The sequence below is a fragment of the Saccharopolyspora griseoalba genome, from assembly GCF_042665275.1.
Classification (GTDB): domain Bacteria; phylum Actinomycetota; class Actinomycetes; order Mycobacteriales; family Pseudonocardiaceae; genus Saccharopolyspora; species Saccharopolyspora griseoalba.
Genome location: NZ_JBHTCJ010000007.1, coordinates 177,790 through 194,604 on the forward strand (window position 1 = coordinate 177,790; position 16,815 = coordinate 194,604).

The 16,815-nt window shown below is 70.7% G+C and carries 14 protein-coding genes and 2 riboswitches; of the genes, 8 read left to right on the forward strand and 6 right to left on the reverse strand.

The genetic code is table 11. The annotated features are described in order from the left end of the window. Position 1 precedes the first annotated feature (1 nt). A complete protein-coding gene (kce, locus tag ACFQRI_RS15500; protein ID WP_380669062.1) occupies positions 2 to 928 on the forward strand; it encodes a 3,5-dioxohexanoate:acetyl-CoA acetone transferase in 927 nt (308 codons plus the stop codon). Between the two features lie 39 nt (positions 929 to 967). Here the strand turns inward: kce and ACFQRI_RS15505 are convergent, their stop codons facing one another. Both ACFQRI_RS15505 and ACFQRI_RS15510 read right to left on the reverse strand, forming a co-directional pair. After that, a complete protein-coding gene (locus ACFQRI_RS15505) occupies positions 968 to 2,788 on the reverse strand; it encodes an AMP-dependent synthetase/ligase (protein WP_380669064.1) in 1,821 nt (606 codons plus the stop codon). Between the two features lie 168 nt (positions 2,789 to 2,956). Beyond that, a complete protein-coding gene (locus ACFQRI_RS15510; RefSeq protein WP_380669066.1) occupies positions 2,957 to 3,127 on the reverse strand; it encodes a hypothetical protein in 171 nt (56 codons plus the stop codon). Positions 3,128 to 3,577: 450 nt separating this feature from the next. On the opposite strand from ACFQRI_RS15510, the gene ACFQRI_RS15515 reads away from it, so the two are divergent. The 4 genes from ACFQRI_RS15515 (at position 3,578) to metE (ending at position 9,161) form a co-directional block, all read left to right on the forward strand. Continuing rightward, positions 3,578 to 4,591, forward strand: a complete 1,014-nt coding sequence (locus tag ACFQRI_RS15515) for a helix-turn-helix domain-containing protein (RefSeq protein WP_380669068.1) — start codon at positions 3,578 to 3,580, stop codon at positions 4,589 to 4,591. Between the two features lie 255 nt (positions 4,592 to 4,846). Next, complete coding sequence (locus tag ACFQRI_RS15520) at positions 4,847 to 5,650, forward strand: DapH/DapD/GlmU-related protein (RefSeq protein WP_380669070.1); 804 nt, start codon at positions 4,847 to 4,849, stop codon at positions 5,648 to 5,650. Positions 5,651 to 5,715: 65 nt separating this feature from the next. Further along, complete coding sequence (locus ACFQRI_RS15525) at positions 5,716 to 6,486, forward strand: VOC family protein (RefSeq protein ID WP_380669072.1); 771 nt, start codon at positions 5,716 to 5,718, stop codon at positions 6,484 to 6,486. A 46-nt stretch (positions 6,487 to 6,532) separates the two neighbouring features. Continuing rightward, a riboswitch (cobalamin riboswitch) is annotated at positions 6,533 to 6,750 on the forward strand. Positions 6,751 to 6,869: 119 nt separating this feature from the next. After that, positions 6,870 to 9,161: a 5-methyltetrahydropteroyltriglutamate--homocysteine S-methyltransferase gene (gene metE, locus ACFQRI_RS15530; RefSeq protein ID WP_380669074.1), complete on the forward strand. Its 2,292-nt coding sequence runs from the start codon at positions 6,870 to 6,872 to the stop codon at positions 9,159 to 9,161. 67 nt (positions 9,162 to 9,228) lie between these two features. On the opposite strand, the gene ACFQRI_RS15535 is transcribed toward metE, so the two are convergent. The 3 genes from ACFQRI_RS15535 to ACFQRI_RS15545 all read right to left on the reverse strand — a co-directional run bounded on the left by ACFQRI_RS15535 (position 9,229) and on the right by ACFQRI_RS15545 (position 13,814). Beyond that, positions 9,229 to 10,284 (reverse strand): ribonucleotide-diphosphate reductase subunit beta, encoded by a 1,056-nt coding sequence (locus tag ACFQRI_RS15535; protein ID WP_380669076.1) that lies wholly within the window; start codon positions 10,282 to 10,284, stop codon positions 9,229 to 9,231. 11 nt (positions 10,285 to 10,295) lie between these two features. After that, a complete protein-coding gene (locus ACFQRI_RS15540) occupies positions 10,296 to 12,710 on the reverse strand; it encodes a ribonucleoside-diphosphate reductase subunit alpha (RefSeq protein WP_380669078.1) in 2,415 nt (804 codons plus the stop codon). A gap of 128 nt (positions 12,711 to 12,838) precedes the next feature. Next, positions 12,839 to 13,053: riboswitch (cobalamin riboswitch) on the reverse strand. 83 nt (positions 13,054 to 13,136) lie between these two features. Further along, a complete protein-coding gene (locus ACFQRI_RS15545) occupies positions 13,137 to 13,814 on the reverse strand; it encodes a TetR/AcrR family transcriptional regulator (RefSeq protein WP_380669080.1) in 678 nt (225 codons plus the stop codon). Between the two features lie 212 nt (positions 13,815 to 14,026). Between ACFQRI_RS15545 and ACFQRI_RS15550 the strand changes: the two genes are divergently transcribed. From ACFQRI_RS15550 to ACFQRI_RS15560, 3 genes are all read left to right on the forward strand, one after another. Continuing rightward, complete coding sequence (locus tag ACFQRI_RS15550; protein ID WP_380669082.1) at positions 14,027 to 14,350, forward strand: hypothetical protein; 324 nt, start codon at positions 14,027 to 14,029, stop codon at positions 14,348 to 14,350. Between the two features lie 161 nt (positions 14,351 to 14,511). Further along, entirely contained in the window at positions 14,512 to 15,114 is a 603-nt protein-coding gene (locus ACFQRI_RS15555; RefSeq protein WP_380669084.1) for a hypothetical protein, read from the forward strand. Between the two features lie 108 nt (positions 15,115 to 15,222). Next, positions 15,223 to 16,011: an ArsR/SmtB family transcription factor gene (locus ACFQRI_RS15560; RefSeq protein ID WP_380669387.1), complete on the forward strand. Its 789-nt coding sequence runs from the start codon at positions 15,223 to 15,225 to the stop codon at positions 16,009 to 16,011. Positions 16,012 to 16,014: 3 nt separating this feature from the next. Here ACFQRI_RS15560 and ACFQRI_RS15565 read toward each other — a convergent pair whose 3' ends face one another. After that, complete coding sequence (locus tag ACFQRI_RS15565) at positions 16,015 to 16,332, reverse strand: bifunctional 3-phenylpropionate/cinnamic acid dioxygenase ferredoxin subunit (protein WP_380669086.1); 318 nt, start codon at positions 16,330 to 16,332, stop codon at positions 16,015 to 16,017. Positions 16,333 to 16,815 lie beyond the last annotated feature (483 nt).

Sequence of the window (16,815 nt, forward strand, 5' to 3'; positions counted from 1 at the left end):
CGTGGCTCGCAAGGTCGTCATCACCTGCGCCGTCACCGGCGCCATCCACACGCCGTCGATGTCCGAGCACCTGCCGGTCTCCCCGGAGGAGATCACCGAGGCCGCGCTCGGGGCGGCCGAGGCCGGGGCCGCGGTGGTGCACCTGCACGCCAGGGATCCGCGCGACGGGCGCCCCTCGCAGAACCCGGACCACTTCGCGTCGATCCTGTCCGGGCTCAAGGACCACACCGACGCGGTCATCAACATCACCACCGGCGGCTCGCCGCACATGAGCGTGCGGGAGCGGATGAAGCCCGCCGAGGTCTTCCAGCCCGAGCTGGCCTCGCTGAACATGGGTTCGATGAACTTCGGGCTCTACCCGATGCTGGAGCGCTTCACCGAGTTCCAGCACGACTGGGAGCGCGAGGCCCTGGAGAACAGCCGGGACCTGGTGTTCAAGAACACCTTCGCCGACATCGAGACGATCCTGGGCATCGGCGCGGACAACGACACCCGATTCGAGTTCGAGTGCTACGACATCGCGCACCTGAGCAACCTCGCGCACTTCCTGGGCAGGGGACTGGTGCGCGGCCCGATGTTCGTGCAGTCGGTGTTCGGGCTGCTCGGCGGCATCGGCGCCGACCCCGAGGACCTGATGCACATGCGCCGCACCGCCAACCGGCTGCTCGGCGCGGACTACGAGTGGTCCATCCTCGGCGCCGGGCGCAACCAGATCCCGCTGGCGACCATCGGTGCCGCGCAGGGCTCGCACGTGCGCGTCGGCCTGGAGGACTCGCTGTGGATCGGCCCCGGCGAGCTGGCCAAGACCAACGCCGACCAGGTCACCCGCATCCGCACCGTGCTCGAAGCGCTCAACCTCGAGATCGCCACCCCCGACGAGGCGCGGCAGATCCTCCAGCTCAAGGGCAAGGACCGCGTCGGGTTCTGACGGCGGTGCCGGGAACCGGACCGGTTCCCGGCACGACCGCTACAGCGACTCGACGGTGTCCGGGTACATCGCGGCCACGGCCTGATCGTGGTTCTGCGCCACGGCCTTGCGCTTGATCTTCATGCTCGGCGTGACCTCGCCGTCCTCCACGGTCAGCTCGCGGGTCAGGGCCGTCCAGCGCTTGATCGTCTCGTGCCGCGGCAGCCCGGCGTTGAGCTCCTCGACCGCCGAATCGATCAGCTCCTCGACCTTCGGGTGCGCGGCCAGCTGCGCGTAGCCGAGCTCGCCGAGGCCGTTCTCCCGCGCCCACGGCACGATCGTCTCCTCGTCGAGGGTGACCAGCGCCGTGCAGTAGGGCCGGTCGTTGCCGAAGACCACCACGTTGCTCACGTACGGGCACAGCGCCTTGAGCTTGCCCTCCACCGACTGCGGCGCGACGTACTTGCCGCCGGAGGTCTTGATCAGGTCCTTCTTCCGGTCGGTGATGCGAAGGAACTCGCCGTCGAGCTCGCCGATGTCACCGGTGTGGAACCAGCCGTCGGCGTCGATCACCTCGGCGGTCTCCTCCGGCCGGTTGTGGTAACCGCGCATCACCCCGCCGCCGCGCAGCAGCACCTCGCCGTCCTCGGCGATGCGGACCTCGGTGCCCGGGAACGGCTTCCCGACCCAGCCCAGCCGGTAGTCGTCGTGCCGGTTGACGAAGCTGGCCGCGCTGGTCTCGGTGAGCCCGTAGCCCTCCGCGATGAGGATGCCGGCGGCGTGGAAGAACTCCGCGATGTCGGGTGCCAACGCGGCGCTGCCGGAGATGAAGTAGCGCAACCGGCCGCCGAACTTCTCCCGCAGCTTGGCGAACACCAGCCGGTCGGCCAGCGCGTGCTGGGCCTTGAGCAGCGCGCCCGGCCGCTCGCCCGCGCGCTGCATCCGGGAGACGCGCAGGCCGACGTCGCAGGCCCACCGGAAGATGCGGTACTTGGCCGCGCCGCCCTCCTTGGCCTGCAGCACGACCTTGTTGTAGACCTTCTCGAAGATCCGCGGCGCACCGGCCACGAACGTCGGGCGCACCGCGGCGAGGTTGTCCACGATCTTCTCGACGCGCCCGTCGACCGCGGTCAGGAATCCCTCGCGCAGCTGCGCGACCTGCAGCACCTTGCCGAACACGTGCGACAGCGGCAGCCACAGGTACTGCACGTCGTCGGCGGAGAGCTCGCCGGCCGCGTGGATCGCCTCGGCCTCGTAGAGCCAGTTGGCGTGCACCAGCCGGACGCCCTTGGGGTTGCCGGTGGTCCCCGAGGTGTAGATCAGCGTGGCCAGGTGCTCGGGCTCGACCGCCCCGATGATCCGGTCGAACAGGTCGGGTTCGGAGTCGGCCAGCTCGCGGCCGCGGCGCTCCAGCTCGTCGAGGGTGATCACCCAGTCCCCGTCGGCGGTGCCGTCGAAGGTGATGACCTTGCGCAGCTCGGGGACCTGCTCGCGCACCGAGCGCAGCTTGTCGACCTGCTCGTCGTCCTCGGCGAAGACCACGACCGAACCGGAGTCGCCGACGATGTGGGCGCAGCCCTCCGCGGTGGTGGTCGGGTAGATCGTGGTGGTCGCCGCGCCCGCGCACAGGATTCCCATGTCGGCCAGGATCCAGTCGATCCGCGTGCTGGCCAGGATTCCGCACCGCTGCTCGGATTCCACGCCGAGCGAGTGCAGTCCCAGGGCGATCGCGCGGGCCCGGTCCCAGGTCTGATCCCACGTCAGGCTCCGCCACTCCTCGTCGACGGGGAAGCGGAAGGCCTCGGCCGAGCCCGATCGCTGGACTCGATGACGCAGCAGGTCGGGGATCGAGCGGAATTCGGAGCTGATGTCGGCACCCATGGCCGGAAGCTAACCGAGTGGGTGTGCAGGTGCAACGGTACGGCGGGCGAATCGCGAACAGGTGTTGAAAACGTGATCCGACCGCCTGGGCGGTTCCTCCCGCCCAGCGGGAGGGCGCTCGCCCGCGGCGGGGCGGACCTGGTGGCCAGGTCCGCCTGGGCGGGCAGGTCAGGTGCCGACCGCGTTGCCGAGCAGGAGCACGGCGGCCAGCACGATCAGCGCGGTGAACACGGTCAGCGGGGGACCGAGCACGGACCTGGCGAACTGCACCAGCCCGGCGACCGCGCGGCTCAGCACCGCAGCGGCCGCGAACAGCGCGACCAGGACGCCGAGCAGCATTCCTTGCAGAACAGCGGAGAGGGGTGCGGCGGCGACCTGTGGGTCGCTTGCGAGCAGCACCGCCGAAGGTATGCTTACCAAGGCGAGTCTCCCTTTTTCGGAATTGATCCCCGGATTGCGGGGGTTCGGGATTGCGCAGCGCCCCCGGGTCGTGGCCAGACGAGGACCGGGGGCGCTCGCACGTCGGCCGACGGTCTGCCGGCCTCGCGAGGGCGTGAACCGAGATGGCGAAATTCCTCGGCACGCGGCGAAATTTCACTTCACCGTTGAAGCTTTCGCCCGGTCCGCGAAAAATGCGGAGCGACCAGATTACGACTGCGTTTTGGGAAGGTCAACGCCGCTCGGCCGAGAAGCGTTGCGGCGCGGTGGAAAATCACCCGAGCGCGCTGGTCTTCACTGGTAGGGTGAAATTCGGTGAAATTCGACCGGTGCGGTTGAAGGAGCGGCGAGATGGCGCGACCGGAAGCGCTCGGCGGGACCGCGGAGCTCGGTTCGCGGCTGCGCGAGCTGCGCGAGGAGCGGCGGTTGACCCAGAGCGAGCTCGGAAGGGCGCTCGGGGTGGCGGTTTCGAGCATCTCCTCCTGGGAGGGCGGGGTGAAGATCCCGACGATGCGCAGGCTCGCCGACTACGCCACCTACTTCGCCGCGGACGCCGACGCCCGGCTGCCCGAGCTCGATTCGCTGTCGGCCGAGCAGCGCTCCGAGCGCAACCGGCTCAAGCGCGAGCTGGAGCGGCTGCGCGCGGCCGGGAAGGACCCGGTGCCAGCGGGTTCGGGGGCGCTGGACTTCTGGCGGTTCCGCGACGAGGGACCGGTGCGCATCGTGACGGGGGAGCTGTCGGCCGAGTCGATGTCGCCCGCGGCCTCGGTGGAGCAGCTCAACTACGTCGGCCTGACCGCGCACTCGGACCTGGACGCCGCCGTGGAGCTGTTCGGCCACGTGCGCGCGCTGAACCCGGGCTCGGACGTGGGCATCCAGCTGGCCCGCAAGCTGGCGGACGACGACCTGCGCGCGCATCTGGTGTTCCTGGGCAGCGGTCTGATCAACCCGTGGGTGGGGGCGTTGACCGCGGAGTGGCCGGTGCGCCAGGTCGGTGACGACTCGGTGCCGGACGGGGAGGTCTTCGAACTCGCCGGGGAGCCGCCGCGGCGGCTCAAGCCGGTGTTCCGCCACGGGCTGCTGATCGAGGACGTCGGGATGCTCGTCCGGATCCCGAACCCGAACAACATCCGGCGCACCTTGACCATCTGCAGCGGGGTGTTCACCCGCGGCGGGTTCGGCGCCGTGCGGTCGCTGACCGATCCGAAGATCCGCGCGCGCAACCACGAGTACGTGACCGGGCGGTTCGGCGAGGCGGCGAACTTCGGGCTGTTGATGCGGGTGCCGGTGATCAACCACGCCACCGGGACGCCGGATCTGCAGAACCCCGCGACCCGCCTGCACGAGTGGCACCCGGCGACCTAGGAGCTGCGCGGAAACGCTCCGCTCGGCGTGCCAGCGGCGGAACCCGGGCACCTCCTGATGTCTGGGACATCGGCGCGTCGCATGCCCGAGCAGCGCCGAGGAGGCGCCTCGGATGCCCGCATCACCGGGGGAACGCTCTTCCGACCGGCTCATGGTCGGGGCGGTGCTGACGAGCTCGGGGGCGTTGATCGACTTCGCCGAGCGGCTTCCTAGACTTGGCGCGATCGGTCGCCGGGTCGTGACGAGGGAGCAGCTTTGCGGACAGAGCGCGTGCACATCGCCGAGTCGGCGTGGGTCGCCTCCACGGCCCGGGTCGGCGAACCGTTCCGGCCGGGTCGCTCGTGGGACCGGCTCGACCGGCCCGCCGCGGTCGGCGAGCGCTGCGAGATCGCGCACTTCAGCCTGATCGGCGAGGAGTCGCAGCTGGGCGCCGACTGCACGCTGGACGCCTACTGCTGGATCGAGGACGGCGCCAGCGTCGGCGACCGCGTGGTGCTCACCCACCGCGCTTCGGTCGGCGCCAACGCCGTGATCGGCGACGGCTGCGCCATCAGCGCCGCCACCATCGCCGCGCGCAGCCGGATCGGCGATGGCTGCCAGGTCTACGGCGACCTGGTGCACCGCAGGCTCGACCCGGGCGCGCCGCTGGAGCAGGACGCCGCCCCGGTGCTTGAGGACCGCGTGTTCGTCGGTTGGGGCGCGAAGGTCGTCGGCGGGGTCACCATCGGCCGCGGCAGCTACGTCTGCGCCGGGGCCACCGTCACCAAGGACGTCGCACCCGGCATGATCGTCACCGGCGTCAACGAGATCCGCGAGCCCGACACCTGGACCGGTGCGCTGGCCGGGTCCGCGTTCTTCGCCCAGCCCGCCGAGCCGGTCCAGCGGCCCGCGCCCGCCGAAGCCGCGCCGGAACCCGAGCCGCAGCCGGTGGAGCCCGAACCCGCCGCCGAGGCGGGCTCGAGCAGGCCGGAGCACACCGCGGACACCGGGGTCATCGAGCTGCCCAAGACCTCGGCCGCCGCCGCGAGGGCGCGCGAGCGCAGTCGCCTCGAGGACTGATCCCCCGCGCGCTCGTCGGTGGGTGTGTCTACCGTCGCTGCTGGAAGCGACGAAGGGGGAACGTCATGCCGGAGCTGAACGAGGCACAACCCGAGGGCACGCCGACCTGGATCGACCTGGGGATTCCGGACCTGGACCGGGCGACCGGCTTCTACGGCGCGGTGTTCGGCTGGGAGTTCACCAGGGGCGACGCCGACACCGGCCACTACACGATGTGCTTGCTGCGCGACAAGCCGGTCGCCGCGCTGATGCAGAACGTCGACGCCGATCCGGTCGCCTACTGGTGGAACCTCTACTTCGCGGTGGACGACTGCGAGGCCACCGCGAACCGGGCCAAGGCCGCCGGGGCCGAGCTGCTGCAGGAACCCATGCAGGTGATGGAGCACGGGAAGATGGCCGTGCTCCGCGACCCCACCGGCGGGCACTTCTCGCTCTGGCAGGCGGGCCAGCACATCGGCTCGCAGATCGTCAACGAGCCCAACAGCCTGCTGCGCAACGACCTGGTCACCCCGCAGCCGGGCCCGGCTCGGGACTTCTACTCCGAGGTCTTCGGCTTCACCCTGGACGGTGATTCGCAGCTCGAGGGTGCCGACTTCACCTTCCTGCGGCGCCCGGACGGTCACGAGATCGGTGGAATCCTCGGCGACCCGTCGGCGGAGAAGTCGGAGTGGGGCGTGCTGTTCGCCGTCACCGACGCCGATGCCGCGGTCGCCCGCATCCGCGAGGCCGGTGGGAGCGCGGACGACGCCTTCGACATGGAGTACGGGCGGCTGGCCAACGCGCGCGACCCGTTCGGCACTCCGTTCAGCATCGGGTCCAACCCGCACATCACGTGATCGAGATCGCCGGTGCTCGGGGCTGTTCGGCCGAGTCCTCCCGGGTTAGCCTGACGTTGCCGGTGGTTCACCGCTCGCACGCGCTGCGGGCGGTGAGGCAAGAGGGAACCTGGTGCGAGTCCAGGACTGCCCCGCAGCGGTGAGTGGGAACGAAAGCCGTCATCAGCACTGGACGCAGGTCCGGGAAGCGACGGCCGGTAGGAATCCCGGCTCCGGCCGGGCGCGCCCGCGAGTCCGAAGACCTGCCACCGGTACGCGCACCGCCGGTGCGCGTGGTCCGAGGTCTCGCGGGAGGACCTGGCGGACGTTCCAGCGGCCGTGGTCGTCGCTGGTCCGCGCCCTCGCGAAGCCTCGGTGGACGTCTAGCTCGCGAGGAGAGAGCGTTGACATTCATCGGATCCACCGTGCTCGGATTTCCCCGGATCGGCCCGAACCGGGAGCTCAAGCGGGCGCTGGAGAACTACTGGGCGGGTCGCTGCGACGAGAGCGAGCTGCGGTCGGTGGCGCGCCGGCTGCGCGCGGGCACCTGGCGCGATCTCGCCGCGGCCGGGCTCGACTCGATCCCGGGGAACACCTTCTCGTTCTACGACCAGGTGCTCGACGCGGCCTTCACCTTCGGCGCCGTGCCGCCCCGGCACGCCGAGCTGGGCCTGAGCGCGCTGGACACCTACTTCGCCATGGCCCGCGGCACGGCCAGCGCGCCGCCGCTGGAGATGACGAAGTGGTTCGACACCAACTACCACTACCTGGTTCCCGAGATCGGCCCGGACACCCGGTTCGAGCTCGCCGACCGCACGCCGGTCGACGACTTCCGGGAAGCCCGCAAGCTCGGAGTTGAGACCCGGCCGGTGCTCGTCGGGCCGTTGACCTTCCTGCTGCTCGCCAAGTCGGCCGAGGGCGCGCCGGAGTCCTTCCGGCCGCTGGACAAGCTGCCCGAGCTGCTCGACGCCTACGCGCGGCTGCTCGCCGAGCTGCGCGAGGCCGGGGCCGAATGGGTCCAGCTGGACGAGCCAGCTCTGGCCGTCGACCGCACGGCCGAGGAGCTGGAGGTGCTGCGCAACGCCTACCGCCGGCTCGGCGATCGCGCTGACCGGCCGGAGCTGCTGGTCGCGGGTTACTTCGGCGAGCTGGGTGAGGCGCTGCCGGTGCTGGCCGACTCGCCGGTCGAGGCGATCGCCGTGGACCTCGTCGCCGGCCCGGGTGCGCTGGACCGGTTGCCCGGGTTGCGCGGGATGCGGGACAAGACCCTCGTCGCGGGGCTGGTCGACGGTCGCAACGTGTGGCGCACCGATCTGGACCGCGCGCTGACCACCGCGGCCACCCTGCTCGGCATGGCCGGGGAGGTCGCCGTGGGCACCTCGTGCTCGCTGCTGCACGTGCCCTACGACGTCGACGCGGAAACCGACCTGGATCCCCAGGTGCGGGAGTGGTTGGCGTTCGCGCGGCAGAAGGTCGGCGAGGTCGTGCTGCTCGGCCGCGCGCTGCGCGAGGGCCGGGAGGGCGTGCGCGCCGAGCTCGATCGCGCGCGGTCGGCGGTGGCCTCGCGGACGGGTGCGAGCCGGGACCAGCGGGTGCGGGCGCGGGTGGCGTCGTTGCGCCCGGAGCACGCGCGGCGCGGCGACTACCGGCAGCGGTCCGCCGCCCAGCAGCGGTCGTTGCGGCTGCCGCCGCTGCCGACCACCACGATCGGGTCATTCCCGCAGACCACCGACGTGCGCAAGGCGCGCGCCGCGCTGCGCGCCGGGCGCATCGAGCCGGACGAGTACCGGCAGCGGATGCGCGAGGAGATCGAGCGCGTGGTGCGCCTGCAGGAGAAGCTCGGGCTGGACGTGCTGGTGCACGGCGAACCCGAGCGCAGCGACATGGTCCAGTTCTTCGCCGAGCAGCTGGCCGGGTTCGCCACGACCGACCACGGCTGGGTGCAGTCCTACGGTTCGCGCTGCGTGCGGCCGCCGGTGCTGCACGGCGACGTGCACCGGCCGGAGCCGATGACCGTCGAGTGGGCCAGGTACGCCCAGCGGCTGACCGACAAGCCGCTCAAGGGCATGCTCACCGGGCCGGTGACGATGCTGTCCTGGTCGTTCGTCCGCGATGATCAGCCGGTCGACGAGACCGCCCGGCAGGTGGCGCTGGCCATCCGCGACGAAGTGCGCGATCTGGAGGCGTCGGGCATCCGCGCGGTGCAGGTCGACGAGCCGGCGCTGCGCGAGCTGCTGCCGCTGCGCGCGGCCGACCGGCCCGCCTACCTGGAGTGGGCGGTGGCGTCCTTCCGGCTGGCGACCTCGGGCGTCTCCGACGGCACGCAGATCCACACGCACCTGTGCTACTCCGAGTTCGGCGACGTCATCGACGCGATCGTGGCCCTCGACGCGGACGTCACCAGCATCGAGGCCGCCCGGTCGCGGATGGAGGTGCTCGACGACCTCAACGCGGTCGGCTACGCGCGGGGTGTCGGGCCGGGCGTCTACGACATCCACTCGCCGCGCGTGCCAGGCGCCGACGAGGTCGCCGACCTGCTGCGGGCGGCGCTGGCAGCGGTGCCGGCCGAGCGCTTGTGGGTGAACCCGGACTGCGGTCTCAAGACCCGCGACTACCCGGAGACCGAGGCCGCCCTGGCCAACCTGGTGGCGGCGGCCCACCGGCTCCGGGAGGCCGCGGCCCACGGCTCCGACTGACGCCGCCGCTCCCCGCGGGAGCGCCCGACCGGGGTGCGGGCCGCGCGCCCGCACCCCGGTCGCGGGATCAGTCCCAGGTGAGAGCGGCGCCGGACTGGTACTCGGTGACGCGGGTTTCGAAGAAGTTCTTCTCCTTCTTCAGATCCATCGCCTCCGACATCCACGGGAACGGGTTGTCGGTCGGCTCGAACACCGGCTCCAGGCCGAGCTGGGCGCAGCGGCGGTTGGTGATGAACCGCATGTACTGCTCGCACGACTCGGCGCTGAGCCCGAGCATCCCGCGCGGCAGGGTGTCCCTGCCGTAGGCCGCCTCCAGCTCGCAGGCCTCGCGAAGCATGGTGCGGGCCTCCTGCTGGAACTCCTCGCTCCACAGGTGCGGGTTCTCCAGCTTGATCTGGTTGATGCAGTCGATGCCGAAGTTCAGGTGGATCGACTCGTCGCGCAGGATGTACTGGTACTGCTCGGCGATGCCGACCATCTTGTTGCGCCTGCCCAGCGAGAGGATCTGCGCGAAGCCGGTGTAGAACCACATGCCCTCGAAGATCACGTAGAAGGCGATGAGATCGCGCAGGAACGCCTGGTCGGCCTCCGGGGTCCCGGTGGCGAACTCGGGGTTCTCCAGGTTCTGGGTGTAGCGCAGCGCCCACGCGTCCTTGTCCGCGATCGACGGGACCTCCCGGTAGGCGTTGAACAGCTCGCCCTCGTCGAGCCCCAGGCTCTCGCAGATGTACTGGAAGGTGTGCGTGTGCACGGCTTCTTCGAAGGCCTGCCGCAGCAGGTACTGCCTGCACTCGGGGTTGGTCAGGTGCCGGTAGACGGCCAGCACGATGTTGTTGGCCACCAGCGACTCGGCGGTGGCGAAGAACCCCAGGTTGCGCTCGAGCATGGTGCGCTCGTCGTCGGTGAGCCCGTCGCGGGACTTCCACAGCGCGATGTCGGCCTGCATCGACACCTCGGTGGGCATCCAGTGGTTGCTGCAGCCGTTGAGGTACTTCTCCCAGGCCCAGCCGTACTTCAGCGGCAGCAGCTGGTTGACGTCCGCGCGCGCGTTGATCATCGCCTTGTCGGCGACGTCGACGCGCTCGCCGCCGCGGTCGATGGTGCCCAGTCCGGTCGTGGTCATCGGTTCCGAGGTCATTGGCAGGACTCGCAATCGGTCTCGGTGGTGGAGCAGGACGCGGGCACGGCGTTGAGCCGGCCGTCGGTGCCGCGCAGCGTGCTCTTCTCCACGTGCGTGGCGCTCGACGAGCGCAGGTAGTAGGTGGTCTTGAGGCCCTTGCGCCAGGCGAGCCGGTAGAGCTGGTCGAGCTCGCGGCCGCTGGGCCTGGCCAGGTAGAGGTTCAGCGACTGGGCTTGGTCGATCCACTTCTGCCTGCGCGCCGCGGCTTCGACCAGCCAGCGCGGTTCGACCTCGAAGGCGGTGGCGTAGCGGGTCTTGAGCTCGGCGGGCACGCGGTCGACGGGGCCGAGCGAGCCGTCGTGCAGCTTCAGGTCGGCGACCATCGCCTCGTCCCACAGGCCCGCGCGCTTGAGGTCGGAGACCAGGTGCGGGTTGATCGCGGTGAACTCGCCGGACATGTTCGACTTCACGTAGAGGTTGCGGTAGATCGGCTCGACGGACTGCCCGACGCCGCAGATGTTCGCGATGGTCGCGGTCGGCGCGATCGCCATCACGTTGGAGTTGCGCATCCCGCTGGCGCGCACCAGCTCCCGCAGCCCGTCCCAGTCCAGGCGGGTGGACCGGTCGAACTCGTCGTCGCCCCGGTCGCGCGCGAGCAGCTCCAGCGAGTCGATGGGCAGGATCCCCCGGCTCCACAGCGAGCCCTCGAAGGACTCGTAGCGGCCGCGTTCCTCGGCGAGGCGGGCGGAAGCGGCGATCGCGTGGTAGGAGATCTCCTCGGTGCTCCGGTCGGCGAACTCCACCGCCTCGGCCGAGGACATCGCCAGGCCCTGCCGCAGCAGCGCGTCGGAGTGACCCATCAGCCCGAGGCCCACCGGGCGGTGCCGCAGGTTGGAGTTCCGGGCTTCGTCGACGGTGTAGAAGTTGATGTCGATGACGTTGTCGAGCATGCGCACGGCCGTCCGCGTGGTTGCGGCCAGGTGCTCGCGGTCCAGCCCGTCGGCCGTGACGTGCCGGGCGAGGTTGATCGACCCCAGGTTGCAGACCGCGACCTCGTCGGCGCTGGTGTTCAGCGTGATCTCGGTGCACAGGTTCGACGAGTGCACCACCCCGGCGTGCTGCTGCGGGGAGCGCAGGTTGCACGGGTCCTTGAAGGTGATCCAGGGGTGCCCGGTCTCGAAGAGCATGGTCAGCATCCGCCGCCACAGCTCGACGGCCCGAACCCGCTTGTGCACCCGGAGCTCGCCGCGTTCGGCCGCGGCCTCGCAGGCCCGGTAGCGCTCGGCGAAGGCCCGGCCGTAGAGGTCGTGCAGGTCGGGCACCTCGTCCGGGGAGAACAGCGTCCACTGCTCGTCGGCCTCGACGCGGCGCAGGAATTCGTCGGGAACCCAGTTGGCGGTGTTCATGTCGTGCGTGCGCCGCCGGTCGTCACCGGTGTTCTTGCGCAGGTCGAGGAACTCCTCGACGTCGATGTGCCAGGTCTCCAGGTACGCGCACACCGCGCCCTTGCGCTTGCCGCCCTGGTTGACCGCCACCGCCGTGTCGTTGGCGATCTTCAGGAACGGGACCACGCCCTGCGATTCGCCGTTGGTCCCCCGGATGTGCGCACCGATCCCGCGCACCGGTGTCCAGTCGTTGCCCAGCCCGCCGGAGTACTTGGCCAGCAGCGCGTTGGTGCGGTACGAGCTGAAGATGGCCTCCAGGTCGTCCTCGACGGTGGTCAGGAAGCACGAGGAGAGCTGCGGCCGCGTGGTGCCCGCGTTGAACAGCGTCGGGGTCGAGCACATGAAGTCGAACGACGACAGCAGCTGGTAGAACTCGATCGCCCGCGCCTCCCGGTCGTCCTCGCGCAGCGACAGTCCCATGGCGACCCGCAGGAAGAACGCCTGCGGCAGCTCGTAGCGCGCGCCGTCGTGCTTGAGCAGGTAGCGGTCGTGGAGCGTCTGCAGCCCCAGGAAGTCGAACGCCAGGTCGCGGTCGGGCTCGATGGCCGCGCCGAGCCTTTCCAGGTCGAACGTCGCCAGCTCGGGATCCAGCGCGCCCAGCTCGACGCCGCGGTGGACGTAGTCGGCGAAGTAGTCGCGGTAGCGGGCGCGCATCTGCTGCTGATCGGCCTCCTGCGGTGCGCCGGCCAGGAAGCTCAGCGCCTCCCCGCGCAGCGCGTCCAGCAGCAGCCGCGCGGTCACCCTCGAGTAGTTCGGCTCCTGCTCCACCAGGGTGCGCGCGGCGAGCGTGAGCGCCTCGGCCAGCTCGGCGCTGCTGATGCCGTCGTAGACGGTGCGGCGGACCTCGGCCAGCACGGGTTCGGGATGGGCGTCGTCCAGGCCGCGGCAGGCCTGCTCGACCACCGCGGACACGCGATCCCAGTCCAGCGGGACGGGTTCGGCGCCGGGATCTCGGACGGCCAGCGGTGTTGCGGTTTCGGTCACCGGGACTCTCTCCTCGCGAGCTCGGAAGTGCTGCCCGGAACCGGCGGCGAGCACGCGAGGACGACGGCCCCGCAGGCCGCCGCTCGTCCGCGTGGACCCTCCCGCGAGGTCCCGGACCGCGCGCACCCCTCGTGCGCGCACCGGTGGCAGGTCTTCGGACTCACGGGCGGCCGGCCGGGGAGGCCGGACCTACTGGCCGTCGCTTCCCGGGCGCCGAGCGCCCAGTGCCGTTGACGGCGGTCGTTCCCGTACACCGCTGCGGGGCAGTCCCGGATTCGCACCGGGTTCCCTGTTGCCACACCGGGCCCGTTCGGCCCGGTGAACCACCAGCGTCGATCACTCTACATGTGGGGTTTCGATCTGTTGAGAACCCCTATATGGGCGTGTCTCGTTCGCTTCGCGGCCTGTTCGCGCGAGCGGGAGGGGTCAGGTGTCCGCGGCGAGAGCGGCGGCGCGCTCCTCGGCGGCGCGCTCGTGGCCGACGAAGGGCGCCAGGACGCAGTAGAGCAGGTCCGGGAGCAGCTCGGGGAGTCGAGCCGCCTCGCCGCGCCGCACCCGGTTGTAGAGCACCTCGAGCACCGCGCCGATGACGGTCTCGGCCGTGAAGTTCGGTCCTGGCGCGGTGTTCGGCAGGTCCTCGGTCTGCTCGGTGATCAGCTCGGTCAGCCTGCCGATGATCTCGGAGCGGCGCTCCAGCGCAGCGGGTCCCGCGGCGAAGACCTCGACGATCCCCAGCGCCGCGGCGTGCGGGTCGGCGGCGAGCTCGCGCAGGGCGCCGGCCAGCGCCTCGCGCGCGCTGGCCACGAAGTCCGGCTGCGAGGCGTAGGCCTTCTGCGCGGCGGCGACCACCCGTTCGGCCAGGTCGTCGTAGGTGGCCAGGAAGGCCGCTTCCTTGTTGGCGAAGTGCTGGTAGAAGGTCTTGCGCGAAACGCCGGCGCGACCGAGGAAGTCCTCCACCGTCGACTTGGCGTACCCGGACTCGCCGACGGAGGCGGTCACCGCGGCGAGGATGCGCGCGCGCTGGTCGCTGGCCACCTCGTCGGCCGGGATGCCGTGCCTGCCCGGGGGCAGCTTCCGCCGCTCGCGGGAAGCCCTGGCGCTCACCTGCCTGCTACCTCGCTCGTCCTCGAAGGGGCAAGTCCTTTTGCCAAGGCTACCGGCCCGCTACGGTTCCTGAGGTGCGCATTCCGGAAAGCGAGCCCGATCCCGTCGTTTCGCATTCGCCGGACTCCCTGGAGGCCGCGATCGAGGACTGGCACCGGTCCTGCCGGCAGGCGTGCGCGCGGGATCGCGCGTGCGCGGACAGGTTCGCGAGCGTGGTCGATTCGCTCATCACCTGGTTGGCCGAGAACCCTGACGCCGCGCGGGTCTACTTCGGCGATGCCGCCGCGGGCGGGCGGCCCGAGCTGACGCCGCGGATCCTGGCCGCGAAGCAACGGATGACCAGCGGAATCGTCGACCTCATCGCCGGCTGCGGGCGCTCGGAGCACCGCACCAGGGTCGAATTCGTGGTCGGCGCGGTCCGGCAGATCACTCGCGAGGAGCTACGCAGGGAACCGGTCGACCACGCTCGTCTGGCCCACAAGCTCACCCGCCTGGCCCCGTTGCTGGTCGAACCTGCTTGCGCAGCGCACCGATGAGCTCCTGAGCTGGCCGTTGCGGTATAGAAACACGCGTGTTTCTATATGTTTTCCCGGGTGACGCCCCGAAATCGCCGATGAGTCATCCGAAATCCCCTGCGGTGCGGGAAATCTCGAATCGGGGGCGGCGGTGGGGTGCGCTTCGACGACAGGAGGTCAGCATGAACAGCGGTCGATACAGGGTTCTGGGCGCGGCGATGATCGCGGCGATGTCCCTCGCCGGCGCGTCGGTCGCGCAGGCGGCGTCGGTCCAGGCCGTGCAGTGGAACCCGCAGAACACCGTCGAGCCGATCGCGCTCGCGAGCGGCTCGGAGCTGGTGATGCGGTCGAACACCGGTACCGAGGTCAGATGCAGCACCGTCGGGGGCAACGTCCTGGCTCCCACCGGCGGCGACCCGGCCGTCGCGGGCACCGTGGACTCCGCCGGCAACGCCGCGCCGCCCACCTTCACCAACTGCACCAACACGCTGATGCCCTCGGCGAGCACCACCGTGACCGCCTCCGGTCAGTGGCTCGCCACGGCGACCAGCACCACCAGCGTGGACATCAGCCAGGCCAGCGCGACCGTGAACATCGGCGGGGTCTGCGAGATCACCGTTCGCAACGCGTCGGTCCCCGGCAACGGCTGGGACAACGGGACCCACCAGCTGACGGCGAACTCCGGCGAATCCTTCCCGATCAGCGAGAGCGGGGTCTGCGACGGCGGGACGAGCGCCACGCTCAGCGGCACGCTCCAGCTGCCCAGCGAGGTGACCATCTCCTGATGGGCGATGGCCCGGCTGCTGCGCCCGGGCTCCGCCGCGCTTGACGTGCAACCGTTCGGCTGCCTATTCTTCATGCAGTCGAACGGTTGCACGTTGGAGTTGCGGGACGTGGACGAGGTCTTCAAGGCGCTCGCGGATGCGAACAGGCGGCGGTTGCTGGACAGCTTGAACGCCCGGAACGGCCAGACCCTGCGCGAGCTCTGCCAGGGCCTGGAGATGACCAGGCAGTCGGTCAGCAAGCACCTCTCCGTGCTGGAGGCCGCGAACCTGGTGACCACGCGGTGGCGCGGGAGGGAGAAGCTGCACCACCTCAACGCCGTGCCGATCAACGCCATCGCCGACCGCTGGATGAGCAACTACGACCGCGCGCGGGCGGGCGCGCTGGCCGACCTCAAGACCGCGTTGGAGCAGAGAGCGATGAGCGACGAGTTCGTCTACACGACCTACATCAGGACCACGCCGGACGAGCTGTGGCAGGCGTTGACCGACCCGGCCTTCACCCAGCGCTACTGGGGCGTGACCTTCGAGACCGACTGGGAGGTCGGTTCGCGGATGAGCTGGGCGCAGTTCGGCGTGACCATGACCGACCCCGAGCAGGTGGTGCTGGAATCCGATCAGCCCCGCAGGCTCTCCTACACCTGGCACACCTTCACCGAGGAGTTCGGCGAGGCCGCGGGCTTCCCCGCCGAGGCGCTGGCCGGCTTCGCGGCCGAACGCCGCTCCAAGGTCACCTTCGAGATCGAGCCGCTCGGCGAGCTGGTCAAGCTCACCGTCGTGCACGACGACTTCCCGCCGGGCAGCGCCGTTCGCGAGGCCGTCAGCGAGGGCTGGCCCGCGCTGCTCGCCAGCCTGAAGACCCTGCTGGAAACCGGTGAAGCGCTGCCGGATCCGGCGTGACGGTCAGCGGCCGCCGACGTGGACGATGACGTCCTCGCCGTCGAGCTCGACGGGGTGGGTGCGGACCGGCTCGGTGGCCGGGCCGCACAGCGGATCGCCGGTTCGGGGATCGAAGCGGGACATGTGCAGCGGGCACTCGATGGCGGTGCCGTCGAAGTGGCCCTCGCTGAGCACGGCGAAGGCGTGCGAGCACACGTCGTCCATCGCGCAGAGCTCGCCCTCGACGTTGAACACCACCAGCGGTGGCAGGCCGTCGATCGGGATCGCGGTGCCCGGCGGGATCTCCTGCAGCGCGCAAGCTCGGACCCGGCGGGTGGTCATCGGGCTCCCTCCGGCGCCGGGGACCCAGCGGCCCGGGGAGCGCGGGCGGCCGGGCCGCTGAGCCGGCGGCGCCGCGGTCCTCCGCGCCGGGGAACGGTCGGCGCGGAGGACCCGCGACGCCATCAGGCGGTCGCGGCGGAGGTCGGACACCGCCCGCGACCGCTGAGGCCGACCACGTGGTGGGAGCCGCTCAATCGCCCCGGTAGAAGTAGCCGGTGGCCTCGGCGCAAACCTCGATCACGGTGTATTCGGGCGTTTCCCAACTCATAGTGTCCTCCTGCTCCGACGTTCGGTCGAGTGGATCGGCGGTGCTCGCGGCGCGGGAATTCGCCCGGCCGCGCTTCCTCCGGGAATCGGATTCCCGGGAAATCGCCACATCGCAGCTTGGGCACCGCGGCAATTCCCCGGCAAGCTCGTCGGGACGAACGAGCGCCCAACCGCCACGAGCGGTGCGCGCGCTCCAACCGGCGGGGAATCTGCCGG